Below are 24,286 nucleotides of genomic sequence, written 5' to 3'. Positions count from 1 at the left end.
AGAGTCTAACGTTTATTTTAACAAAGAATTGATCTTCTCGTTTAGCTGTTCTTCAGAGATCATTCCTAGCGTTTCATCAGTTTTATCACCTCTTCTCATGAAGGTAAAAGGAATTGCATTTCCAGTCCATTCTTTGAAGTTGTTTTTGAAGAAATCACCATCCATAAGCTGTCCGTCTACAAGAACTGTATGATCCTGAATTCCGTGTTCTGCTACAAAGCGGGGAACTTCTGTATTCCATGCTTCTTTCTGGTCTAAGCTTATAAAGGTAATTTTTACCGGTTTTCCTTTTAGCTCCTCAATTTTATTTTTAAAATGCGGTATTTCTTTTACACAAGGTCCGCACCAAGTGGCAAAAAAATTGGTTACATATAATGTGTCATTTTTTTTGTTTAAATATTCGGAAACTTTATCCAGTGTAAGCATTTTTAAAGGAACAACTGCAGGAGATGGTTCCGGAGCTGAAACAGAATCTGTAGTTGCAACAGCTTCATCATTTTTCTGACTTTCTTTTTTACAGCTTGCTAAGGCAAACAGAACAAGCGTGGATAAAATTATCTTCTTCATAAATTATTTTTTATCTATTTTTGAATAGAGGTATGGAACAACAAATCTATAAGGGGAAACTGACACAGTTTCATTGGCTAAAAATAGCGAAAAAGGTAGAACTAACCAAAAATACTTTTTCTCTGGAGTTTGAAATTCCGGAGAATTTAAAGGCGAATTTTAAGTTTGAAGCCGGTCAGTTCGTAAGTGTAAAATTTCAGTCTCACGGGGAAGATGTTATTAATGATTATTCGATGACTTCGGCGCCTTATGAGCATAAAATATCCTTAGGAATAAAAATAAATTCTCCTGATGGAGCGACATCTCAATTATTCAAAAATTATAATGTTGGTGATGAATTACTTGTAAGTGAACCGAACGGAAGATTTACATTGGTTTCCAAACCAAGTGAATTCAGAACGATTGTTGGTTTTGCAGCCGGAATAGGAATTACTCCTATTTTAAGCCATTTCAAAAATATCATTCATAATGAACCCAGAACAAGATTGTTTTTGTTTTTTGGAAATAAGAGCTCTCAAGATTTAATTTACAGAGATTTATTGGATGATCTTGCTAAAAAACATAGTGACAGACTACAGATTTTTTATTTTTATTCTCAGGAAAAAACGGCAGATCAGTTTTTTTATGGAAGGCTGGATGCAAAAAAATTAAACTTAATTATCAATCAAATCCTTCATTTGGACGATACAGATGAAGAGTCTACGATTTGGGATGCTGTAGATGATGTTTTAATTTGTGGAAAGGGAGAGATGATCAAAACCTTAGCCAATGCATGTTACCATCACGGAATTCCGAAAAAAAATATCCATTTTGAACTTTTTGAAGAGTTTAACGATGATATTTATCCTGTAGAAAAGGAATTTCCTCTCATCGAGAATGTAGAAATAGAGTTTAAGATATTAGGTGAAAAATATGAAACAAATCTCCCAACCAATAAGGAAAAAATTCTACAGCAGTTGCTTATTCAAAAATTTCCTGTACCTTATTCCTGCAAATCCGGAATTTGTGGAAGTTGTGAATGTATTTTGGAAGAAGGAGAGGTTGAACTGCTTGAAAATGAATATTTAACGGAAAAAGAAGAGGAAAGAGGACATATTTTAGCTTGTATGTCTATTGCTAAAAGTAAAAAAATAAAGCTTAACTTTGATTTTAGTTGAAAATTCTAAGTAACATATATAAACTTCTTTTATTATCAATAGAGCTTGGTGCTTTATTGATTATTTTGGCGAACGCATGGGTTTTTGCCCTCACCAACGGAAGAACATATACTAAAATATCTAAAATACCCCCCAGAGAAATCGCTCTAGTTTTAGGAACTTCGCCTAAAATGAGATCGGGCATATCCAATCCTTATTTTACAAAAAGAATGGATGCAGCTGCGCTTCTTTATCACCACGGAAAAATCAAGAAGATCATTGTAAGCGGAGAAAAAAGCAAGGGCTACAACGAACCTGCTGCCATGAAAAATTATCTTGTATACGAAGAAGGGGTTCCTGAAGAAATCATCATTGAAGATCCGAAAGGCTTTAATACCTATAAAAGTATTTTACGTTGTAAGAACGTTTATAAAAGTAAAAATGTGATTATTGTATCGCAAGGCTTTCATAATCTTCGTGCTTTATTTTTTGCTCGAAATAACAATATGAATGCACTAGGATTTGATGCTCAGGACGTAAATAAACCTGAAAGCTTCTACAGAAACCAAGCCAGAGAAGTTCTGGCAAGAGTTGCCGCTGTAGTGTATTATATTTTGGGAATTTCTCCTGATTAGAAAGGATAACCGAAACCAATATTAAAGGTAGGTTTCAAAGGATTAAACTCTTTAAATCTCCATTTTTCTCCTTCAGGTTTGTTCGGTTCATAGATTTTATAGGCAAAGTCAAATCTTAATTTGATATAGGCGATATTCACTCTTAATCCGACTCCACTTCCGATACCTACTTGCTTTAAAAACTTGCTGAACTTAAACTGATCGTTAAATCCATTATCTCTTAAGCTCCAGATGTTACCAATGTCTGTAAAGATTGCTCCTTCATACATATCATTAAGAGGAACTCGATATTCTATGTTGGTTGTCAGTTTCAGATTATCCATTACATACGTACGTACTTTTTCGTCAACTTGAGAATCTGCAGGTCCTAAACCTCCAAACACCGTCCAAGCTCTGATGTCATTAGGACCTCCGTTGATGTAAGAACGAATTACAGGCATTGAAGAAGAATTACCATAAGGAATTCCTATCCCCATAAATTGTCTGAATACTAATGTGTTATTACCAAACTTAAGGTATTTTCTGATATCAAAATCGAACTTTATAAACTGAGAATAAGGCACTCCGAATATGGTACGTTGCGGATTAGATGCTACAACACCACTTTCTTCTCTTTTCTGATTAAAAATACTTGGAATATTCCCTGCAAGTTCTACTTTTCCATTAAAATAGAAAGGGTTTTCATATTCTTTTTTACCAATTTCACTATAAATAAAATTATAGATCATAGAAGAAATAATCACATCCTGTGTCTGTCGGTCTTTGTTAATCAAAGACTGGTGGAAACTGTTCAGATCATTAGTCTTTTGTGGATCGAGACTGTTTTTATAAGCATCGTTATTAATGATCTTTGTTGAAACTTCATCTGCTGTAATTAAGCCATTATCATAATCTTGTTTTGTATCTGTGTCAAATAAAAAGTAATCTTGAAAAACCACATCTCTTACTTTTGCATCATTCACAAAATAATCGTAGTAGGCATTTTTATTTTTAGTTAAACTCAACTGAAGGTTAAATAATGTCAGTCTATGGGTAATCTTATCATTCACATTCGCAGAATAATTAAGCCCTGTATTAAAGTTAATTCTACCTAATCCAATATTATTCTGAATAGATGATCCCAAAAGAATGGAGGTAGTAGGCGTGTAGCGCTTCGGAATCAGTTTGTAATAATTAAAAGGAACCAGTAATCTCGGGAAGTTAAGAGCGACCTGAGCAGTCAATTCATAAGCTAAAATTCTTTTATCTTGATTCTTAGGGTTTTTAATCGTACCAAAAGTTCCGGCAACGCTTGTCGACAAGTTTTCGGCTCCTCCAAAAACATTTCGGGTAACTAAATCTACAGATGGAGCAACCCCAAAGTTCAACAATGGGGAATAATTGACATCTGTTGCTACTTTTAAATCATATTTATCAAGAGGCTTTAAAACATAAAGTACATCGACAATACTATCATTTGGAGATGTTCCACCACCTCTTCTTAAAGAGTCTTTTGCCTTCAAAATACTGAAGTTATTCATCGATAAGATGTTTCTTTTCGTTACATCCAACTGCTTTTGGTCATAAATAGAATTTGGAGTAACAATAATTGATCTCCATAATGCCGGAGTTTTATACTGGTTGTTAACTTTATGAAATCTGATCCTTCTAAGACTATCCTTTTTAGTATTTTGAGGAAAATCATTCATTCGGTCTACAATCGCTACATCCACATTTCCAATGGTAGCAATTTTATAAGGAGTATTTGCAGAATCTTTATGAATTTCAAGTGTTAAAGGCACATTTTTAGTGCTTTTCAGCGAGTCTGCTACAAAACCAACTTCTTCGCCGGAAGCATTGAATTTGTAGTATCCTTGCTCTTTCATCAGATCATTAATTCTGTTCACTTCCTTTTCCAGAACAGTCTGGTCAAGAATTTGCCCGGATCTGATAAGACTTTTATTCAAAGCCAGCTGATAATTGGCCTTTATTCCGGGATCAGGAATGTTGTAATAATATTCTTTAATGAACGTAGGATCATTATGTTGAATATAATAAATAGTTTGTGCCTTTTTAGAAGTAGAGTCTGTTACATTTTTAAACCTCACTTTTGCATCCCAATATCCTCTGTAGCCCATTCTGTTTTCAATGGACCCTGCTCCTTTTTCAGTTCGGGTAGGATCTAAAATTACAGGTGCAGATCCCCAATTATGATACAGTCTGTCCAGGAATAAACTTTTCCCAACACTGCTTTTCATATCATATTTCAGGAAAAGAGAGTCTCTGAGTTTTTGATCTCTCATTTCATTAGGATACGTCATGTATTCATTCAGAATAGTATCGTATTTAGGGTTTGCAGCGTTGTACAGCCACAAACTTAAGGGCATGAAAAGAAACTGCTTTTTATTCGGTTTTTGCTGCACATATCCTTTCAATTCACTATCAAAAGGTTGTTTCTCATCTTCAAACTCAAATGAATTTTTGGTAAGCAAATATTCTCCATCCGGAACTTTTTTGGTGGTGCTACAAGCATAAAGTAGCCCCACAAATGTTGCAAATGATATAATTTTATAATATTTTTGAGGAGAATTCATAAAATGCTTACAGCTCATACAATAAAAATTTTACAGTCTTTAGATAAAAAGAAGTTCAGACAAAAATACAATTTGTTTTTGGTTGAAGGTAATAAAACCATTCGAGAACTCTTCGATTCTAAGTTTAAAATTAAAGAAATATTCTCTACCGATCCACAAAAATTAGACCACAGCAATGTGCCTGTTACTCATGTCTCTGAAAATGAATTAAAAAAGATAAGTTTTCTGATGAATCCTAAAGATTCCGTTGCTGTTTGTTCGCTTAATGAGGAGCAAACTGAGATTGAAGATAAGAAGATTCAGCTTGTTTTAGATGGTATTCAGGATCCTGGTAATTTAGGAACCATTATTCGTTTGGCGGATTGGTTCGGAATAGAACAGATCGTTTGCAGTGAAGATACAGTAGATTTTTATAATCCTAAAGTTGTTCAGGCAACAATGGGCTCATTTACACGAGTAAATATTGTTTACACGGATCTTACAGAATTTCTTTCCCATACAAAAAATATAAATGTAGGAACGGATATGATAGGAGAGAGCATCTATTCTTTCGAAAAACCCGAAAATTTAAATTTGATTTTAGGAAATGAAGGAAACGGAATACGTCCGGAAACCGAAAAATTACTTCATAAAAATATTACAATCCCTAGATTCGGAAAATCCCAATCAACAGAAAGCCTTAATGTCTCTATGGCGGCAGGGATTATTCTAGGACAATTATTTTCAAAGTAACAAGAAAAAGAGGTTAGAAAAAATTCTAACCTCTTTTTTTATATTAGCTGTTCCAAACTGGAAACACTTTTATTTTTTTGATACTCTTCCAATTTTTTTCTCACCATTTTCAAGGCAATAGGAGCAATATATATTAAAGCGGCACCAATCAGTTTTTTCTTCCAATTGGAACTGCCCATATTTTTTTTCGCATAGTTCCCTACAAGAGCCGTTACTCCTAGTTTCACGACACTGTCCAAAGCATTTCCTTTGAATGCGGAACTGGCAATTCCTAAGGCTGTATTTTTATTCAGAAACACATCTTTCACTTCTGTGGCAAGCTGTTTGGCAATCACATCTTTTCTTAAAACAATCTTCTCATCTCCGTCTTCATCTACTTTCTCCTGCAGATACTGATCCGTAAGTCCATTGGTAAAAGCACTTAAACTCTCTTTTGTATTTTTAAAAGTTAAAAGACCTTCTAAATCATTAATTTCATTTTTTAATAATTTTTTCTTGATTCTTAACTCTTGTATGCTCTCATATTTTGTACTCATGGTCTAATGATTTAAAAATTTTATTACCTTATCTGCTACAGAATATACTATTTTTTGCTTGAAAGCTACCACGAAAATCATAATAACGAAATAAAATGCAGCAACAATTAAAAAACCGTAAGAAGTATTATCCAGAGCTTTTCCTATCAGAAAGGCAATCCCAAAATTAAAAAGAATAATGAAGAACGCAAAAGCTACCAACAAGATGACAAGATAAGTAATAATACCTGCTGAAAGAGAAGACTTTTCCGTAGCTTCCAGTTTTAGCAGATCTATCCTTTTCGACGCATATTCCTTAATAGTTTCTATCATTGTTTTTTTTTAAAGTTACAAAAAAAGGAACTTTAATTCACAAAGTTCCTTCTTATAATTTACTCAAAAAATAAATTATTTACGATTTCAGATCATTCAATTCTGCTTCTACATCTTTTACAACGTCTGTAGTTTTAGCAACAATTTGATCTTTGTATTTATCATAGCCATCCTTTACAGTATGCGCTACACTATTTGCTGTTTCTTTAAAAGTAGACGAAATATTGCTATACTGGTCTTTTACTCTTTCAGAAACTTCTCCGTATTTATCTTTAGCCTGATCTTTTAAATCATTTGCTTTATTTCTGATTTTCTTTCTCGTTTCTTTCCCTTCTTCCGGCGCATAAAGCATTCCTAAAATAACTCCTGCAGCTGCTCCTGCAAGAAGTCCGGCTAAAATTCCTGCTGTATTGTTTCCTTTTCTAGACATTTTTCGTTTTTTTTAATAGTTAATAAAATTAGTTTTTACGGTAAAAATAATTACAATTAATATACCAAAGGACAGAAATATGCTATTAAAAAATGTTAAATCTTCTGAATATAAGCCAGTATGCTCTCTATAGTCTGTTCTTTGGTCAAAAGACTGTTGTCTATGACAATCGCGTCATCTGCCTGCCTTAATGGCGCAATTTCTCTTTCGCTGTCTATTTTGTCACGTTCTATAAGGTTTTCTTTTACCTGCTGCTCATCTGCTTCTATTCCTAAACCTAATAATTCCTGATATCTTCTTTTTGTTCTCTCATCTATACTTGCTGTAAGAAAGAATTTGTAATCTGCATTGGGAAGAACTACAGTTCCTATATCTCTTCCATCCATGATAATTCCGCCTTTTTCAGCCTGTGAACGTTGTGCCTGTAATAAGAAATCTCTCACTTCTTTTTGTTTAGCCACCAAGCTTACATTATCCGAAACTTCATTAGTTCTTATCTGTTTAGAAATATCAATATGATTAAGGAAAAGAATAAGTTCACTATCTACATTTTTAAATTCTAATTCAATCTGATCGAAAGAAGAAAATAACTCGTTCAGATTGATCGTACCATCTTCATTAAGGCAATTCTGAAGAGCAAACCACGTTACTCCTCTGTAAAGGGCTCCGGTATCTAAATGAATAATCCCAAGTTTTTGGGCAATAACTTTAGATATTGAACTTTTTCCGGTAGATGAGTACCCATCAATTGCTATTACAGGTTTTTTCATACTGCAAATTTCAAGAAATTTTCTTAAAAAACAATAGAAAAACCCTAAGAGATTTTCTTAGGGCTTCTTTATGTTTTATTTAAACTTTTAATACGAATTAATATCCTGCATGGCTTGAAAGGTCTACCGAAACGCCTATCTGATTGACATTAGATGAGTTGTGATATCTTACATGTGCATAATCTATTCTGAATCTTGAAAGCTTAATTCCAAAACCGGCGGAAAGCCCTGAAAAGTTTCTTTGATCGGCAACAGCCAATTCATTTCCTCTTTTCACATTATACCCCAGTCTGATGTTAAAGCCTTTTTCAGGGAATAGCTCAGCTCCGATAGAGAAGTGATCGGCAATTTTTCTTCCGATATTAACTTCCTGACCGTCTACATTATATTCCGATGAAATATCAAATTGTTGTAAGTCATGTGCTGTAATGGTAACCGCTAAAGGAATAGTCTTCAATATTTTTGTATATCCTAAATCTACTCTGAAAGGAAGATTTTCTCTTGTTCCATTGAAAGATTTAAATTGATACCCAAAGTTTCTTGCCACTACAGATACTACCTCTTTATTTTTCTTATTGTGATAAGTGATTCCTGCTGTACCTGAAATTGCAGAAGAGGTAAAATTATCAATTTTTGAAGTGATGAAGTTTAATCCTCCTCCAATTGTCCAGTCTTCTTCAAATTGATAAGCATATCCAGCTCCGACTGACACATCTGAAGCTGAAAATTCTCCGTTTTCAAAACCACTTTCATCTGTTCTTGGGATATTACCATAGCTCATATAACGAGCATTGATGGTAGCCATATGTCCATTGTCAAAGTCTTTTGCATAGGCAATGGTTCCATATTTTGAATCAGCTAAATACGCCGCTCCGTTTACAGAAAGTTGTTTGTCTGAGTCTTTATTGAGCAAAGCCGGGTTGGCAATTGCAAAGGAAACATCATAATCTCTTATCGTAATTGCATCTCCTCCCAAAGCTGCTTGTCGAGCAGATACAGGAATATTTAAGAATGGATAAACATTTGTTCCTGTTTGTGCATAAGAAACAATTCCTGACAGAAATAATGAAAAAATGATAATTTTCTTCAATTCAATTTATAATTAATGCAAAAATAATTCTTTTTCGTAGGTATCAAAATATTTAGAACATTATTTACACTTAAATATTTTTCTTTTTTCAATATTTTTAATGATTATATTTGCAGCATCAAATTTAAAAGAATTTGGTTCTAAAATAAACTCTTAAAAATAAAAGATGAAATATAAAAGAATCCTTCTAAAACTTAGTGGTGAAGCCTTAATGGGAAACAGACAATATGGTATTGATAATGACAGGCTGCAGGAATATGCATTGGAGATAAAAAGAGTAGTAGATAAAGGATGTGAAGTAGCTATTGTAATTGGAGGAGGAAACATTTTCCGAGGAGTAGCAGGAGCTGCTAAAGGAATGGACAGAGTACAAGGAGACTATATGGGAATGCTTGCCACAGTAATCAACGGAATGGCTCTACAGGGTGCATTGGAAGATGCAGGAATCAAAACAAGACTTCAGTCTGCAATTGAAATGGATAAAGTAGCTGAACCTTTCATCAAAAGAAGAGCGGTAAGACATCTTGAAAAAGGTAGAGTAGTGATCTTCGGAGCAGGAACAGGAAACCCATATTTCACAACAGATACAGCTGCAACACTAAGAGCAATCGAAATTGGAGCAGATGTAATTTTAAAAGGAACAAGAGTAGATGGTATCTACGATAGTGATCCTGAAAAAAATGAAAACGCCGTAAAATATAATTCATTATCTTTCGACGAAGTTTATGCTAAGAATCTTAAAGTAATGGATATGACTGCATTTACTTTAAGCCATGAAAATAAATTGCCTATTATTGTTTTTGATATGAATAAGGATGGTAATTTAGAGAGAATTGTTGATGGGGAAAATGTAGGGACTTTAGTAGATTTGTAATCAGGTAAAAGGCGATAGATTTTAGGAATTAGGCATATTACTCATTGCCCATTACTTATTACTAATCAATTTAATTAATGTGTAACTTTTCAAATTTTAAATATATAATGGAAGAATTAGATCTTATATTAGAATCTGTAAAACAGGACATGGATGCAGCAGTAAAGCATTTGGATCATGCATTTCAAAGAATTAGAGCAGGACGTGCTTCTACAGCTATGGTTCAGGATGTAATGGTAGAATATTATGGAGCAATGACTCCGATCAACCAGGTTGCAAACGTTTCTGTACCGGATGCCATGACGATTTCTATTCAACCTTGGGATGCAAAAGCGATTAATGATATTGAAAAAGCAATCATCAATTCAAATTTAGGTTTTGCACCTTCAAATAACGGAATCAATATTATCCTTAATGTACCGCCTTTAACGGAGGAAAGAAGAAAGGATTTAGCAAAACAAGCTAAAGTAGAAGCTGAGAACACTAAAATTGTAATCAGAAACGCAAGACAGGACGGTTTAAAAGAACTTAAAAAACTGGATGGTGTTTCTGAAGATGTTGTTAAAGGAATCGAAGCAGAAATTCAGGTGCTTACTGACAAATATGTAAAAGTTTGTGATGAGCATTTAAAAGCTAAAGAAGCTGATATCATGAAAGTATAACTTTCTGCGAAATAATAAAAAAGAGGTTTTCAATTGAAGACCTCTTTTTTGTATATTAATGTTTAAACCTATCGAAGGTCTGCCAATATTTGTCTTTATAGATATGGTATTCTATTTTTAATTTATCAGAATATTTAGTGATAATTTCATATGTAATTCTTGAGGATTCTCTAAATTCCCTGCAAGCAAAGAAAATTTCTCTAAGATTATCAGCTGTTTCTCTTCCTATATTCAAATAACCTTCCGTATCAATAAGTGTATTAGTAAGCTCATCTTCAAAATCATTCATGGCCTGAGTATCGTCAAGATTTGGAAGTCCATGATTATCTTTTCCTTCATAGTGGATTTCTATTTTTAAAACCCAAGGATGAGAAGCTTTATGATCCCAATCCAACACTGTAGTATTAGCAATTGCAAAATAAGGTTTTCCATTGCTAAGAGCTGCTTCAAAACTTCCCCATTTATCTTTTTCAGCAGAGTATCTTTTATGCTGGTATTTCTGCTCAAACTCACTTTCTCTCCAAGCCAGATAATCTTTTAGCTTTGTAATCGGGATAAGCTCTCCTTGCTCCTGATTATTTCCTTTGATCTGTAAATGATCAATAATTGTAGCCGAGGATAATTCACCAAGAAGATTATTGATGTAGAGATAAACACCGTTTATAATAACATCTTTCTCGGCTTCATTAAATTGATCATAGACTACTGTAAGGTCTATTTCATCAGGATATAGCTCATCATGAGTCGCATAAAAAGATAAGTTCTCTGCGGAAAAGGTATGGTTTTCAATTTTTATTTGAAACTCAGAAATATTCACCTCAGGTTTTAGTGCTGTGAATTTCCATTTGTCGATATCGGGAGCCGAATTAATAAGGTCCTCTACGAAAACAATATTCTTAATGTTTGTATCGGCTGTCAAGATAAGTTCTGCAGTCTGATTATCATGCATTCCGGTAAGGAAATACACTCCGTCTTTCACTTGATTCAGTTTAGACATCATTTTATTGAAAAAGACTTCTTCTATCTTTTCTCCATCATGTATTGCTTTCCAGATTTTTTTTTGGTTTACTGAAAACCAATCCCAAAAATCTGTATTCGTTGCAATATTTTCGTGTTTAGAAGGGAACATTCTACGCAAAAATTTCATCGATCTATTTGTATTGCTACAAAAGTAGGAAAGAAGTTTTTAAAAAGCCCCTATTTTAGATTAAATTTATCAGTATTTACAAAATTTTTATTAAAATTTTAATTTTTTCACATTTTTAGCCTTGAATTTTTATCTACCAGTTATTAAGTCCGTTTTCAAGAGCTTTTGTATAATTTTCTTCATCAAAACTATACAGATCAGGTGCTTTATAAGCGCCTCCACGACGTTGTTCATCTAATTTTCTAAGGATCCCCAGATTTTTGATTTTTCTATAAAAATTCCCACGATTCAATTCTTTTCCTAAAATTGCTTCATATAATTTCTGTAATTCCGGTAAAGTAAATTTTTCAGGAAGGAGATTAAATCCAATTGGTTTAATTGAAATTTTTTCCCTTAAAGTCAGTAAAGCCTTTTCGATGATTTCACGGTGATCCATTGCCAATTCAATTTCAGGAAGCTCACTTAAGTAAATCCATTCGCAGGTTTCACTCATTTCATCCGCTACAGGATGAAGTTTTGTAGCATTATAAAGTGCGTAAAAACCAATCGTAATAAACCTCTGTTTTTGGAACAACGTTTCATCAAAATCTTCAAAATAAAACTCACTTCGGTTCTTTTTCCCAAACACACCGAATTCTTCAAGGTAAGATACTGTAACACCCGCTCTTTCTTTCAAAAGTCTTACAATAGCTTCATCCAGATCTTCATCTCTTTTAATATAGCCTCCCGGAAGCATCCATTGCTTTCTGTAGTTCATTTTCAGAAGCAGAACTTTGAGTTCATTATTGTCAAACCCGAAAATCACTGGGTCTGTCGATAAATGTGGCAAAAAGATTTCCTTTGCTTCGGAAGATTTATCTAAAAATTGTTGTTTAGAGTCCATGCTAAATACTGGTATAATCTGAGACTACAAATGTAAGGTTTAATTTTAGAGATCATTCTAATTTTACATCCTGCTGTAGTGAAATTTATAGATTTTACAAATTTTATACACTTTTAGTAAAAAAAACGGGATTTAAAAACATAAAATCAAGTAAAAAGGAATTACCTTTAGCCTCTTCTTATTTTAAATGAATGATTATGACGGATGAAGTAAAAACAAAAAGCAGGAATTACACTATTCCTCTTATTACCATTACACTTTTATTTTTTATGTGGGGATTCATTACATGTATGAATGACATCCTTATTCCTTATCTGAAACAGCTTTTTAAACTGACTTTTTTCGAATCGATGTTGGTACAATTCTGTTTCTTTGGGGCTTATTTTATAGGCTCATTAATTTATTTCCTGATCTCAACTTCAAGCGGAGATCCCATCAACAAAGTAGGTTACAAAAAGGGAATCCTTTTCGGAATTTTTCTGGCAGCTTTAGGATGTGTTTTATTTTATCCTGCAGCTACTTTTTCTTCTTACGGATTGTTTTTAGGAGCTTTGTTTGTTTTAGGACTAGGATTTACGGTTTTGCAGATTACTGCAAATGCTTATGTTTCTCTTTTAGGTTCGGAAGAATCTGCATCCAGCAGACTGAACATGACACAGGCTTTCAATGCTTTCGGAACGACTATTGCTCCGGTATTGGGAGGGCATTTAATTTTTGAATTTTTCTCTGCTGCAGATGGATCTTTCAGTGCAGTTGCTACTAGAATTCCTTATTTAATTTTTGCTGCAATTTTATTATTAGTGGCTTTATTGATTTCAAGAGTGAAGCTTCCTTCTTTCCAGACTGAGGAAGAAGAGATTGAAAAAGGTTTTGGAGCTTTTAAATTCAATCACTTGAAATTTGGGGTTTTCGCCATGTTTTGTTATGTTGGTGGGGAAGTAGCAGTAGGAAGCTTTATCATCAGCTTTTTAGAACAACCTCAGGTAATGAATCTGAATGAAGTTGTGAGTAAGAACTACCTTTCTCTCTATTGGGGAGGTGCAATGATTGGTAGATTTTTGGGAGCAATTTCTTTAAATCAATCTATTAGCCAAGCAAAAAAAGCAATTTATATGTTGGGAGCTGCCACATTGGTTTTCCTTGTAATTTTCAGTATTGTTGACTTAACGTTTGCGCAAATAAGCTTCTTCATCGTATTTATTGTTCTTAATTTTATCGCTTTCTTTATTGGAAAAGCGGCTCCGGCAAGAACGTTATCAATCTTTGCTGCTATCAATGTAGTTCTACTTATTTCTGCAATGGTAAATCATGGTGAATTGGCGATGTACAGCATCTTAGGAATTGGAATTTTCAACTCTATCATGTTCTCTAATATTTATACATTAGCAATTTCAGGATTAGGGAAGTACACGAGTCAAGGTTCTTCATTAGTCGTAATGGCAATTTTGGGTGGAGCAATCGTACCTATTTTCCAGGGATATCTTGCTGATAATTTTGGAGTACAGCATTCTTTTATTATTCCGGTATTCTGTTATTTGGTGATTTTGATTTTTGGAGCGTATTGTACGAAGTATCTAAGTCATGTACAACATGATGGGGATGCAAAATCCGGACATTAAAATTTACTTTATATAAAATAAAAACCTGCTTGTAAGCAGGTTTTTTTGTTGATATTTAATTTATTATAATCAAACTCGTTTGGCAGCTTTTAATTTAGAATAAAAGAATCCTGTGAGCTTTCGAATGGCATAGAAAATAATAATTCCTAATAGCAAACCTGCAATACTCCCACTAACAGCTCCCACCAAAACGGATGTATGCAAAGGCCAATAATGAACAATTTTATTATAAATAATAAAACTTCCAATTCCTAAAATAGTACAGCCAATAGTAGAACCTCCAATAATGAAGATTTTAAACCCTTTTAAAAATGATTTATTATAAAGTCCTACTAATATGGAACTGGAGATCAATCCCATTGCGATGATTCCAAACAATAATAAAAATAATAAGGTAGCGACTACAATTCCGATTCCGATACAAACCAGAATAAAAATAAGCATAAGAAAAATAAATAACCCAGGAGCTCCGTCATAACCTTCATCATATGTTTCCTCAACAAAATGCAGGCTTTTAAAATCGGTAATTAAAGAAGGTTCCTGCTGACCAAAAGCATAGAGGGAAGTAAAAAATAAAATAATAAAAAGTAAAGCTTTACCTGTATAATTCATCTGTTGGTTTTAGTTTTTTACAAATTTAAAATATCTTCTATCTTTCACCCATAAAAAAAATCCGGAAAACCCGGATTTTAAATTATTGATATCTTTTATGTTCTTTACTTTTTGAAAACCTTTTCGTAATTGGTTTCAGAAGAGATTTATATTTTTCTGCATCAAAAAGCTGAGAATCTGTAAGCGCTTTATAAGTCATCCACACTCCAAAAGGGAAGAGTACCATATTCGGAATCCAGGAAGCCAGATAAGGATTCATTTTACCCGCCCAAGCTATGTTTTCCATTCCTACGTTAATGATATAGAAAATGATAAAAATAACGATGGCTATAATCACCGGTAATCCCATTCCTCCTTTTCTGATAATAGAACCTAAACTTGCTCCAATTAAGAAGAAAATAATACATGTGAAAGAATAGGTAACAATTCTCTGTTGATACATCACCACTTTCCCAAAGTATTTTACACTCGGATTTATTTCATTGTTTTTGGTTTCTAAAGTCGCCTTTAGATTATTTAATCTGTCATAAGCATTAGAGATCATGTCAAGCTTCTTGTTACCTTTTACCGTATCAAGCTTTAGCTGTTGTTTTGCTGCAACTTTAGACTTGCTTTTATCCATATAGGTAATCACAGAGTTTACCTGATTCAGGACATCATTATTAACTGTATTAAAGTAAGATTCGTTATCTTTTTTACTTTTTTCAATCGTTTTATTCAGTTCACGATACGTTTGGAAACGGTAATCATCCGTGATCTGCTCTTCTTCGATCGCTTTATTAATAAGCTCGCTGACATCAAAGTGAGAAACCAAGGTGTCAAATTTAATCACCTGATCCGGTTGTTTAAGCCTTACATTTTCCCCTTTTCCCGCAAAGTTGTCTTCCGTTACATAACCATCATAAAGCTCAAGCTTCAAAAAGTTTTTATTAGCAGGGGTTACAAACTTTCCTTTTTTAGCAACAATGGTCTGCTGATTTTCAAAAGTACTTGCTTTTTTATGAACAAAAACACCTTCTATATCTTTTCCATCTTCACCATAAATTTTATCAAACTTCACCATATACCCTGGAAGCTGATCGATAAACTGTCCTGGAGTAAAGTTCAATGCAGGTTTTGTCTGTGCAATATTGAAAAGCATATTCTTTGCCTTTCTCTGAAAATCGGGAATGATATTATTGGAAAAGAAATACAGCATAATGGCGAGCACTGCTGCAACCCCTAAAAGAGGAGTCATAACTCTCGTCAATGAAATACCTGCTGCTTTCATTGCAGCAAGCTCATAGCGTTCACCAAATTCCCCGAAAGACATAATACTTGCGAGAAGTATGGTGAGCGGTAATACCATACTAATAACACTTACTCCGAGATAAAACAGAAGCTTAACGATTTGAAAAGTTGTAAGCCCTTTTCCCATAAACTGCCCTAATTGTACCCAAATAATATTTACAATGAAGATAAAAAACAATACACTGAAAATAAAGAAAAAGGGACCAAAGAAGGTTTTTATGATATAGCGGTCTAATATTTTAAACATTTGCCAAAATTAAAAAAAAAGCCACAAAGTTGTTCTTTGCGACTTTATATATTTTATAGATTCCTGTTACAATTCTGTGATGATGTAGTTTTTGAACTTATTTTTATCAAAAATAAACATATTAGGATCTAAATTCTGATTTTCTTTGTACTCTTTAATAGCAATAACGGCTACATCTTTATTATTTCCATGTTGTTCCAGCTTTAACATTTGTTTTTTTGCAGAGTTTACGAAAATATATACTGCTTCAAGACCATTGTTCTTTACAGGGGTTAATTTGATAAAATCAGCACTTACTCCATCCACAGTTTTTTTACCATTATAACTTACATTATAATCTTTTCTGTATGTAGTAAGATAATTAATAGGAGAGAACATGGCAGCGCTTCCATTAGGTTTAGCAATGGTAACCTCCATATCTTCCGTATTGATGTTGTAAATCTTGTTTCCATCAAAAATCTGCTCAGTTTCCATGATTTTCAACTTATACTTATCTCCGGCTACATAATAAATTCCTGGTTCTGTTTTAGAAATCTGTCCATTCACACCGCTTCCAAAAGAGAATTTGAAATAAGAGTTTTTCTTAGAATTATAATTTGCAGTCACATCATCCAGGATTTTCTTAGCTTTTGCATCAATTTTTTGTGCACTTACCAATCCTACTGTTCCTACTACCAAACCACTCAATATAATTTTTGAAATAATATTTTTCATTTTTTTATTTTATACTATATAGATATTTTAGAATTATAAAGAGTAAACACTTATTTTTCCCTTTACTTACGCAGATCTTCCAAAAACTGTTCCAAAGAATGAAGATCCCCGATAATCACTTCTCTTGCTTTAGCTCCATTAAATCCACCAACGATTCCACTTGCTTCCAACTGATCCATAATTCTTCCAGCTCTGTTGTAGCCTAATTTTAATTGTCTTTGAAGCATCGAAGTAGAACCTTGTTGTGTAGAAACGATAATTCTTGCAGCTTCTTCAAATAAAGCATCTTTTTCATTAGGATCGAAAGCTCCCACTGTACTCGTTGATTCTTCAGAAACATATTCAGGAAGTAGAAGCGCAGAAGCATAGCCTTTTTGTTCTCCAATAAATTCTGCCAGTCTTTCTACTTCAGGAGTATCAACAAAAGCACATTGAAGTCTTAAAATCTCATTTCCATTGAAATAAAGCATATCTCCTTTACCGATCAGCTGATCCGCTCCCGGAGAATCCAGAATCGTTCTGGAATCGACACTCGAAATTACTCTGAATGCTGCTCTAGCAGGGAAGTTAGCTTTAATCATACCAGTAATAACATTCACAGAAGGTCTTTGTGTCGCAACAATTAAGTGAATTCCTACTGCTCTTGCCAACTGTGCTAATCTGGCAATTGGTAATTCCACCTCTTTTCCGGCTGTCATAATCAGGTCGGCAAACTCATCTACTACCAAAACGATATACGGTAAATACCTGTGTCCATTTTCCGGATTAAGCTTTCTTTCCGTGAATTTTTTGTTGTATTCTTTTAGGTTTTTACAAAATGCGTTTTTAAGCAAATCATATCTTGTATCCATCTCTATACAAAGAGAATTCAAAGTATTAATTACTTTATTCGTATCTGTAATAATTGCCTCTTCTGCATCAGGAAGTTTTGCTAAATAATGTCTTTCAATTTTTGAGTATAAAGAAAGTTCCACTTTTTTAGGATCTACCATTACGAATTTCAATTCGCTTGGATGCTTTTTGTAGAGTAGGGAAGTCAAAATAGCATTAATCCCTACTGATTTTCCCTGACCTGTTGCTCCTGCCATCAATAAGTGAGGCATTTTTGATAAATCGGCCATGAAGATCTCGTTGGAAATCGTTTTCCCAAAAACTACAGGAAGATCCATATCCGTATTCTGGAATTTCTGAGAAGCAATCACTGAACGCATAGAAACCATCGTAGGATTTTTTCTTGGCACTTCAATTCCTATCGTTCCTTTACCCGGCATCGGAGCAATAATTCTGATTCCTAATGCAGATAAATTCAGAGCAATGTCATCTTGTAATTTTTTAATTGCAGCCACTCTGATCCCCGCTTCCGGTACAATTTCATACAACGTAACTGTTGGACCAATCGTAGCTTTAATCTCGGCAATTCCAACATTAAAGTTTTTAAGAAGTCCTACAATTTTATTTTTGTTTTCTTCTAACTCTTCTTTATTGATGGATATTTCTTCGTTTCCGTAATCTTTCAAAAGATCTACAGGAGGCATCTGGAAATTAGCCAGATCCAATTTATGATCATAAAGCCCATGCTTTTCTACAAGCTCTTGTGATTTTTTATCAGACTCATCCAAAATATCAATAACCGGAGCCACTTCTACATTGAATTTAATATCCTCTTCAATTGGCTTCTGTGGTGTTACCGGTTTAGTTTCAAAAGCATCTGCAGGACTTACCACAGGAATTGAAGGCTTTGTATTTAGATTTAAATTAATAGACTGAGTGATTTCTTTATCATTCTCAAATGAAGTCTGATTAGGGGTAGAAATAGTTTCAATAACCGGAGAAGATGGAATTTCCGTAAAATCTTTTGCCAAATTCACGGGTTCTTCATCAACTTTTGGAGTTACCATTTCAGTAACGGTAACATTATTTTCAAGAACTTCTTCTTCCAGTTCTTCATCTGCTTCAAAATTCTCATCAGAACTCGGCATCATAGACTTTACTCTTCCGATGGTATTTTCATTGATTTCATCCAATTTCGCTTTTACAGAACTCGGACGAAGATTGAATTCTAAAATAAAATACAACGCAATACTTGCTACCAATACCAACCACATTCCGACATCTCCAATAAGAGCGTTCAAAGAATCCATGATTTGGTATCCATACACTCCGCTTAACACTCCACCCTGATTTTTTGTAAAGGCAGCTCCAAAGAAAATAGGAAGCCAGCAAATGAAAAACAAAGAATGACCAATCGTTTTCCAAGGTTTGAAATACGATTTTTTCAGAATAAGAGTTCCGACAACGAACACTAAAAATGCAATAATGAATGATGCAACGCCAATACTTTCAAAAATAAAAATATTGCCCAGCCAATCTCCAACCTTTCCAAAAAGATTAGATGATTTTATGGTTTTATCAAGCATGGTTCCTGCCTGACTTTGATCTGATTTCCAATTCATCAGATAAGAGATGAATGAAAAGGTGAGGATAATAGAAAAAAGTATAAGTATAAGCCCGAAGAATATACGCGGCTTCGATAATATTTTGCCCTTATCAGGCGATTCCTGTGTTTTTGTTTGCGTCTTATTCATAATATCAATGTGGGCAAATTTAATGTTTTTTGAACATTAAAAGATAATTTTGATTTCTAAATTTTAGATGGTAATTTAATAGTATTTTATTAAAAACACGAGCTTTTTCAAAGGAAATTTGGGAATACTTTTCCCATTAATAAATAGAAGATTGCAATAAGGTCTATAGCTTTTATTAATCAGTATCGATAGGATATTAATATTTAAATTTTTCTCAAGATATTTTACATTATTAAGAATGAATCAAAATAAGGTTTTAGGGGCTTTCAACTGACAAATGACAGTTTTTTTTGTATCCCTTTTCATTAATCATCCTTATTTTTGCATGTCAAGTATATAAAATATGAAGAAGCTCCAGGACATTCTTATTTCAACCAGGACAATGGCTGTATTGCTGCTGGTTTATGCATTTGCGATGGCATATGCAACGTTCCTAGAAAACGATTACGGAACACCTACAGCAAAAGCACTGATATATGAAGCTAAATGGTTTGAATTCATTATGCTTCTGCTTATTTTAAACTTCATTGGAAATATCGGAAGATACAGACTTTGGAAAAGAGAAAAATGGCCGGTGTTGGTTTTTCACTTAGCCTTTATTTTAATCTTCATTGGAGGTGCTATCACAAGATACATCAGTTTTGAAGGTCAAATGCACATCAGAGAAGGAGAAACTTCCAACGAAATCGTAACCGATAAAACGTTCCTTAAAATTCAGATTGAAGAAAAAGGTGATGTTCTTAATTACCAAGACATTCCTTATTTGATGTCTCCTTTGCACAAAGATCTTGAAGCTACTTATGATTTCCACGGAAAAGAAGTGAAAGTTGTAGCGAAAGAATACGTACAGAGAAAGAAAGATAGTTTATTAACAGATCCAAATGGAGCAGAATATCTTCATTTAGTATCTACAGGAAACACAGGAAGACAGAATATCTACATCAAACCGGGAGAAACAAAGTCGATCAACGGAACATTAGTAACATTCAACAGACCGATTGAAGGAGCGGTTGAATTTAAAAATGAAAACGGACAGTTATTCATTAAAACTCCTGTCGATGCGGCTTATATGACCATGGCTACTCAGGCTACAGGAAATACGGTAAAAGACCAGTTCCAACCTTTAGCATTAAGAAGTTTATATACCATCAACGAATTAAAATTAGTTGTTCCTGAAGGATTGAAAAAAGGGAAGTTAATGGCAGTCGAAGGAGACAGAAAGAAAGACCAGAGTGTTCCTGATATGCTTACGGTTGAACTTCAAGGACCTAAGACAAAACAATTGGTTGATCTATCTGTTGAAAAAGGAAATCCAAATGCTTACAAACAAGTAACAATGGATGGATTAAACATTATGGTAGGTTTCGGACCAAAGATTTACAACACTCCTTTTGCACTTAAATTGGATGATTTCGTAATGGAAACTTATCCGGGAAGTTCATCTCCAAGTGCTTATGAAAGTCATGTAAAAATTGTAGACGAAGGGAAAGAAACTCCTTATAAAATATATATGAACCATGTTCTTAACCATAAAGGATACCGTTTCTTCCAGTCTAGTTTCGATCCGGACAGAATGGGAACTGTACTTTCTGTAAACCATGATTACTGGGGAACTTTGATTTCTTATATCGGTTATGCATTATTATTCGGTGGAATGTTTGTTATTTTCTTCTGGAAAGGAACACACTTCTGGAAATTGAATAAAATGCTGAAAGACGTTAATAAGAAAAGAGCTGCAGCAGTATTATTACTATTCTTAAGCTTTGGATTAAACGCTCAGAAAATTGAAACACACGGAACAACTGACGGAAGCCGAGAACATGTTCATGTAGAAGGAGAGCCTCATAATCATGCTCCGACATCTGAAACAGTTCAGCCACAAGGTGCACAGCCATTTAAGAAAATGAAAATGGTTTCACCGGACGAAATCATTGCAAGAAATAAAATCAGCAAAGAGCACGCAGATAAATTCGGGCATCTTTTGGTTCAGAATTTTGAAGGGAGAATTGTTCCTATCAATACAGAAGCATTAGATGTTTTAAGAAAATTATACAAAAAAGACGAATTCAAAGGAACTGACGGAAAATATTTAACGGCTAATCAGTGGTTTATTTCCATCAATACAGACACACCAAGCTGGACGATGGTTCCGATGATTAAAGTCGGTTCAAAAGGAGGTGATGAATTAAAAAATAAAACGAAGGCAAATGATGATGAGTACACCTCATTAATGAACCTTTTCCCTGCAGATGCTAATGGGAACTTAACATACATTCTTGAGCACGATTACAACACAGCTTTCCGTAAAAAACCTTCTGAGCAGACCAATTATGATAAAGAAGTAATTGCGGTAAACGAAAGAGTTCAGATTTTCAATGAATTTTTCAGTGGTCAGTTTATGAGAATTGTTCCTGTGAAAAATGATGCAAATCACACTTGGCATTCTTGGCTTGACCAAAAATTTGAACCGGATATGGAGTCTCAACAAGTAATGGGACCTTATTTTGCAGAAGTTCTGCAAGCTCAACAATCAGGAAACTGGAGCAAAGCAGACAAAGAATTAGCTAAGCTTTCTGACTACCAACAAAAATGGGGGAAAGCTGTAGTACCTTCAAAATCTAAAGTGGATCTTGAAGTTTTCATGAACGAGGTGAATCTTAATTTCAAACTCTTAATTTTCTATACGATCATTGGTGGTCTATTATTGATCTTAGGATTTGTTGAATTATTCAGATCTAAAAAAGTTTTAAGTAAAATCATCAAAGTAATCATCGCTCTTGGGATTGTCGGATATGCTTTCCATTTCTTAGGATTAGTAGCAAGATGGTACATTTCTGGTCACGCTCCTTGGAGTAACGGGTATGAAGCTATTATCTTCATTTCTTGGGTGGGTATTACTGCTGGTTTAATTTTGTACAGAAACTCAAATGCATTAATTCCTGCGGCAGGATTTATGGTTGCAGTAATTATGATGGGATTTGCTCACGGAGGTTCAGCACTTGACCCTCAGATTACACCGCTTGTTCCTGTACTAAAATCATATTGGTTGATTGTACACGTGGCAATTATCACATCAAGTTACGGGTTCTTTGCCTTATCAATGATTATTGCCGTGATCAGTTTAGTATTCTATATTATTTCAAATAAAGAAACATACAAAATTCACCACGATACCACATTGAAAGAATTGGTAATCGTTTCTGAAATGTCTTTAACGATTGGATTATTTGCATTAACGGTTGGAAACTTCTTGGGAGGAATCTGGGCAAATGAATCTTGGGGAAGATACTGGAGCTGGGATCCAAAAGAAACTTGGGCATTTATCTCAATCATGGTGTATGCATTTGTATTGCACATGAGATTGGTTCCTGGATTAAGAAGCAAATGGGCATTCCATGTAGCAGCAATGTTTGCTTTCTGTTCCATGGTAATGACTTATTTTGGGGTTAATTACTACCTAAGCGGACTTCACTCTTATGCAGCAGGAGATCCTGTTCCCGTTCCGGCTTGGGTATACATCGGACTTGGAACAATGCTAGCATTAGCAGTTGTTTCTTATCTTAAATTTAAAGCTTTGAATAAGAAATAAATTTAAATTTTATCATAAAACAAAATCCCTGAAATTAGTTTTTCAGGGATTTTTTATTTGACCGAAAAAACTGAAGCCTAAAGAAAAATTTCTTTTTTTTGCATTCAGTTTCCAAGTCTTGAACTTTTGTTTAAGGACATAATAAAATTTAATTGAAAATAGATGCTTCAACTTCGCTCAGTATGACAACTCTAATACTACCTGTTTAATATTTGCAGATAATTTATTGTAATATCATATTGGAGCTAAGTCGAAACATCTCAAATTCATACATTAAAAACCTCAAAACTAATAACACATAATTCAAAACTTATACATATCTTTATGATATCAAAATAATATCAAATTAAAAATCACATCATGGAAAAAGTTTTAAAACCAATGTCCGGCTACTTAGCTTTAGTTATTTGCCTTATCCTTTTCGTAGCTGCCATTTATCTATTCATAACAGGGGTTGACAACAATATTACGTTTGTTATCATTTCTGTTCTTTGCTTTCTAGTATCCTGTTTTTTCTTAAAAGGATTAATGATCATTCAGCCCAACCATTCAAGAGTTCTAAATTTCTTCGGTAAATATGTTGGAACGGTAAAAGAAAACGGCATGTTTTTTATCAACCCGTTATATTCTTCTCAAAGAATGAGTCTTCGTTCTGAAAACCTTCAAGGACAAACATTAAAAGTAAACGACAAAATGGGAAACCCAATTGAAATTGCAGTCGTGATCGTATGGAAAGTAGGAGATACTTACAAAGCAGCTTTTGATGTAGAGCGTTACTCCGATTTCGTAAAAATGCAGAGTGAAGCAGCCGTTCGTCATTTAGCAATGAGTTTCCCGTATGATAACTTAGAAGATGATCACGCTCCAATCACCTTGAGAGAAGGTGGAGACAAGATTAATTCAATTTTGGAACAGGAACTTACAGATAGACTTTCAAAAGCAGGAATTGTGATTCAGGAAGCCAGAATTTCTCACCTTGCCTATGCTTCAGAAATTGCAGGAGCCATGCTTCAAAGACAGCAGGCAACCGCAATTGTAGCAGCAAGAACTAAGATCGTAGAAGGTGCAGTAGGAATGGTGGATTTAGCCTTAAAAAAGCTTTCAGAAGAAAATATCGTAGAACTCGATGACGAAAGAAAAGCAGCTATGGTAAGCAATTTAATGGTCGTTTTATGTGGTGAAAAAGCAGCCACTCCAATTTTAAATGCAGGAACTTTGTATAATTAATCTGTCATTTCGACAAAGGAAAAATCTTTTGAAAAAATCGACATTAAGCAAACAAT

The 24,286-nt window shown here is 33.9% G+C and carries 21 protein-coding genes; 8 read left to right on the top strand and 13 right to left on the bottom strand.

The annotated features are described in order from the left end of the window. Positions 1–12: 12 nt before the first annotated feature. The gene (locus tag RM51_RS10235) at positions 13–567 is read right to left on the bottom strand and encodes a TlpA family protein disulfide reductase (protein WP_039368594.1); all 555 of its coding nucleotides are present in this window, start codon (positions 565–567) and stop codon (positions 13–15) included. A gap of 32 nt (positions 568–599) precedes the next feature. Between RM51_RS10235 and RM51_RS10230 the strand changes: the two genes are divergently transcribed. Beyond that, positions 600–1,724, top strand: a complete 1,125-nt coding sequence (locus tag RM51_RS10230; protein WP_039368591.1) for a ferredoxin--NADP reductase — start codon at positions 600–602, stop codon at positions 1,722–1,724. 2 nt (positions 1,725–1,726) lie between these two features. Further along, positions 1,727–2,338: a SanA/YdcF family protein gene (locus RM51_RS10225; protein WP_394330996.1), complete on the top strand. Its 612-nt coding sequence runs from the start codon at positions 1,727–1,729 to the stop codon at positions 2,336–2,338. Here the strand turns inward: RM51_RS10225 and tamL are convergent. Then, positions 2,335–4,929: a translocation and assembly module lipoprotein TamL gene (gene tamL / locus RM51_RS10220; RefSeq protein ID WP_039368587.1), complete on the bottom strand. Its 2,595-nt coding sequence runs from the start codon at positions 4,927–4,929 to the stop codon at positions 2,335–2,337. The two genes, RM51_RS10225 and tamL, sit on opposite strands and share 4 nt — an antisense overlap. On the opposite strand from tamL, the gene RM51_RS10215 reads away from it, so the two are divergent. Further along, positions 4,915–5,643: a TrmH family RNA methyltransferase gene (locus RM51_RS10215; RefSeq protein WP_039368584.1), complete on the top strand. Its 729-nt coding sequence runs from the start codon at positions 4,915–4,917 to the stop codon at positions 5,641–5,643. The genes tamL and RM51_RS10215 overlap by 15 nt on opposite strands. A 38-nt stretch (positions 5,644–5,681) precedes the next feature. Here the strand turns inward: RM51_RS10215 and RM51_RS10210 are convergent, their stop codons facing one another. From RM51_RS10210 to porQ, 5 genes are all read right to left on the bottom strand, one after another. Continuing rightward, positions 5,682–6,179, bottom strand: coding sequence for a hypothetical protein (locus RM51_RS10210; protein ID WP_039368582.1), 498 nt, complete (start codon positions 6,177–6,179; stop codon positions 5,682–5,684). Between the two features lie 3 nt (positions 6,180–6,182). Then, positions 6,183–6,491 (bottom strand): phage holin family protein, encoded by a 309-nt coding sequence (locus tag RM51_RS10205; RefSeq protein WP_039368579.1) that lies wholly within the window; start codon positions 6,489–6,491, stop codon positions 6,183–6,185. A gap of 79 nt (positions 6,492–6,570) precedes the next feature. Then, positions 6,571–6,921 (bottom strand): YtxH domain-containing protein, encoded by a 351-nt coding sequence (locus tag RM51_RS10200; protein ID WP_039368576.1) that lies wholly within the window; start codon positions 6,919–6,921, stop codon positions 6,571–6,573. Positions 6,922–7,016: 95 nt separating this feature from the next. Then, positions 7,017–7,691: a (d)CMP kinase gene (cmk, locus tag RM51_RS10195; protein WP_039368572.1), complete on the bottom strand. Its 675-nt coding sequence runs from the start codon at positions 7,689–7,691 to the stop codon at positions 7,017–7,019. 97 nt (positions 7,692–7,788) lie between these two features. Next, positions 7,789–8,781 (bottom strand): type IX secretion system protein PorQ, encoded by a 993-nt coding sequence (gene porQ / locus RM51_RS10190; RefSeq protein WP_039368568.1) that lies wholly within the window; start codon positions 8,779–8,781, stop codon positions 7,789–7,791. A gap of 166 nt (positions 8,782–8,947) precedes the next feature. On the opposite strand from porQ, the gene pyrH reads away from it, so the two are divergent. Both pyrH and frr read left to right on the top strand, forming a co-directional pair. Further along, positions 8,948–9,655 carry a UMP kinase gene (pyrH, locus tag RM51_RS10185; protein WP_039368565.1) on the top strand — a complete coding sequence of 236 codons (708 nt, stop codon included), beginning with the start codon at positions 8,948–8,950 and terminating at the stop codon, positions 9,653–9,655. A gap of 107 nt (positions 9,656–9,762) precedes the next feature. Continuing rightward, the gene (gene frr / locus RM51_RS10180) at positions 9,763–10,317 is read left to right on the top strand and encodes a ribosome recycling factor (protein ID WP_039368561.1); all 555 of its coding nucleotides are present in this window, start codon (positions 9,763–9,765) and stop codon (positions 10,315–10,317) included. A 55-nt stretch (positions 10,318–10,372) separates the two neighbouring features. On the opposite strand, the gene RM51_RS10175 is transcribed toward frr, so the two are convergent. Next, complete coding sequence (locus RM51_RS10175) at positions 10,373–11,464, bottom strand: DUF695 domain-containing protein (protein WP_039368559.1); 1,092 nt, start codon at positions 11,462–11,464, stop codon at positions 10,373–10,375. A 133-nt stretch (positions 11,465–11,597) separates the two neighbouring features. Next, positions 11,598–12,347, bottom strand: a complete 750-nt coding sequence (locus RM51_RS10170) for an NUDIX hydrolase (RefSeq protein ID WP_039368556.1) — start codon at positions 12,345–12,347, stop codon at positions 11,598–11,600. 197 nt (positions 12,348–12,544) lie between these two features. On the opposite strand from RM51_RS10170, the gene RM51_RS10165 reads away from it, so the two are divergent. Then, positions 12,545–13,966, top strand: a complete 1,422-nt coding sequence (locus RM51_RS10165) for a sugar MFS transporter (RefSeq protein WP_228375806.1) — start codon at positions 12,545–12,547, stop codon at positions 13,964–13,966. A 69-nt stretch (positions 13,967–14,035) separates the two neighbouring features. Here the strand turns inward: RM51_RS10165 and RM51_RS10160 are convergent, their stop codons facing one another. The 4 genes from RM51_RS10160 to RM51_RS10145 all read right to left on the bottom strand — a co-directional run bounded on the left by RM51_RS10160 (position 14,036) and on the right by RM51_RS10145 (position 19,414). Further along, complete coding sequence (locus RM51_RS10160) at positions 14,036–14,578, bottom strand: hypothetical protein (RefSeq protein WP_039368550.1); 543 nt, start codon at positions 14,576–14,578, stop codon at positions 14,036–14,038. Positions 14,579–14,660: 82 nt separating this feature from the next. Then, a complete protein-coding gene (locus tag RM51_RS10155) occupies positions 14,661–16,115 on the bottom strand; it encodes an LptF/LptG family permease (RefSeq protein ID WP_039368547.1) in 1,455 nt (484 codons plus the stop codon). 66 nt (positions 16,116–16,181) lie between these two features. After that, complete coding sequence (locus RM51_RS10150) at positions 16,182–16,829, bottom strand: LolA family protein (RefSeq protein WP_039368544.1); 648 nt, start codon at positions 16,827–16,829, stop codon at positions 16,182–16,184. A gap of 62 nt (positions 16,830–16,891) precedes the next feature. Next, positions 16,892–19,414, bottom strand: a complete 2,523-nt coding sequence (locus tag RM51_RS10145) for an FtsK/SpoIIIE family DNA translocase (RefSeq protein ID WP_039368543.1) — start codon at positions 19,412–19,414, stop codon at positions 16,892–16,894. 343 nt (positions 19,415–19,757) lie between these two features. Here RM51_RS10145 and ccsA point away from each other — a divergent pair, with 343 nt between their 5' ends. Together ccsA and RM51_RS10135 are read left to right on the top strand one after the other, a co-directional pair. Then, on the top strand, positions 19,758–23,003 hold the full coding sequence (ccsA, locus tag RM51_RS10140; protein ID WP_039368540.1) for a cytochrome c biogenesis protein CcsA: 3,246 nt from the start codon (positions 19,758–19,760) through the stop codon (positions 23,001–23,003). Between the two features lie 360 nt (positions 23,004–23,363). Then, positions 23,364–24,230: an SPFH domain-containing protein gene (locus RM51_RS10135; protein ID WP_039368537.1), complete on the top strand. Its 867-nt coding sequence runs from the start codon at positions 23,364–23,366 to the stop codon at positions 24,228–24,230. The last annotated feature ends 56 nt before the right edge of the window (positions 24,231–24,286 follow it).

The sequence above is a fragment of the Chryseobacterium taiwanense genome, from assembly GCF_000813825.1.
Classification (GTDB): domain Bacteria; phylum Bacteroidota; class Bacteroidia; order Flavobacteriales; family Weeksellaceae; genus Chryseobacterium; species Chryseobacterium taiwanense.
This window is presented reverse-complemented; position numbering and strand designations above follow the sequence as displayed.

What these genes read in the sequence shown, in the direction of transcription:
- RM51_RS10135 (WP_039368537.1), top strand. Translation starts at nt 23,364, where the DNA reads ATGGAAAAAGTTTTAAAACCAATGTCCGGCTACTTAGCTTTAGTTATT.
- RM51_RS10165 (WP_228375806.1), top strand. Translation starts at nt 12,545, where the DNA reads ATGACGGATGAAGTAAAAACAAAAAGCAGGAATTACACTATTCCTCTT.
- RM51_RS10205 (WP_039368579.1), bottom strand. Translation starts at nt 6,491, where the DNA reads ATGATAGAAACTATTAAGGAATATGCGTCGAAAAGGATAGATCTGCTA.
- RM51_RS10200 (WP_039368576.1), bottom strand. Translation starts at nt 6,921, where the DNA reads ATGTCTAGAAAAGGAAACAATACAGCAGGAATTTTAGCCGGACTTCTT.
- RM51_RS10150 (WP_039368544.1), bottom strand. Translation starts at nt 16,829, where the DNA reads ATGAAAAATATTATTTCAAAAATTATATTGAGTGGTTTGGTAGTAGGA.
- RM51_RS10170 (WP_039368556.1), bottom strand. Translation starts at nt 12,347, where the DNA reads ATGGACTCTAAACAACAATTTTTAGATAAATCTTCCGAAGCAAAGGAA.
- pyrH (WP_039368565.1), top strand. Translation starts at nt 8,948, where the DNA reads ATGAAATATAAAAGAATCCTTCTAAAACTTAGTGGTGAAGCCTTAATG.
- RM51_RS10230 (WP_039368591.1), top strand. Translation starts at nt 600, where the DNA reads ATGGAACAACAAATCTATAAGGGGAAACTGACACAGTTTCATTGGCTA.
- RM51_RS10215 (WP_039368584.1), top strand. Translation starts at nt 4,915, where the DNA reads ATGCTTACAGCTCATACAATAAAAATTTTACAGTCTTTAGATAAAAAG.
- cmk (WP_039368572.1), bottom strand. Translation starts at nt 7,691, where the DNA reads ATGAAAAAACCTGTAATAGCAATTGATGGGTACTCATCTACCGGAAAA.
- ccsA (WP_039368540.1), top strand. Translation starts at nt 19,758, where the DNA reads ATGAAGAAGCTCCAGGACATTCTTATTTCAACCAGGACAATGGCTGTA.
- RM51_RS10175 (WP_039368559.1), bottom strand. Translation starts at nt 11,464, where the DNA reads ATGAAATTTTTGCGTAGAATGTTCCCTTCTAAACACGAAAATATTGCA.
- RM51_RS10235 (WP_039368594.1), bottom strand. Translation starts at nt 567, where the DNA reads ATGAAGAAGATAATTTTATCCACGCTTGTTCTGTTTGCCTTAGCAAGC.
- RM51_RS10160 (WP_039368550.1), bottom strand. Translation starts at nt 14,578, where the DNA reads ATGAATTATACAGGTAAAGCTTTACTTTTTATTATTTTATTTTTTACT.
- tamL (WP_039368587.1), bottom strand. Translation starts at nt 4,929, where the DNA reads ATGAGCTGTAAGCATTTTATGAATTCTCCTCAAAAATATTATAAAATT.
- RM51_RS10155 (WP_039368547.1), bottom strand. Translation starts at nt 16,115, where the DNA reads ATGTTTAAAATATTAGACCGCTATATCATAAAAACCTTCTTTGGTCCC.
- frr (WP_039368561.1), top strand. Translation starts at nt 9,763, where the DNA reads ATGGAAGAATTAGATCTTATATTAGAATCTGTAAAACAGGACATGGAT.
- RM51_RS10210 (WP_039368582.1), bottom strand. Translation starts at nt 6,179, where the DNA reads ATGAGTACAAAATATGAGAGCATACAAGAGTTAAGAATCAAGAAAAAA.
- RM51_RS10145 (WP_039368543.1), bottom strand. Translation starts at nt 19,414, where the DNA reads ATGAATAAGACGCAAACAAAAACACAGGAATCGCCTGATAAGGGCAAA.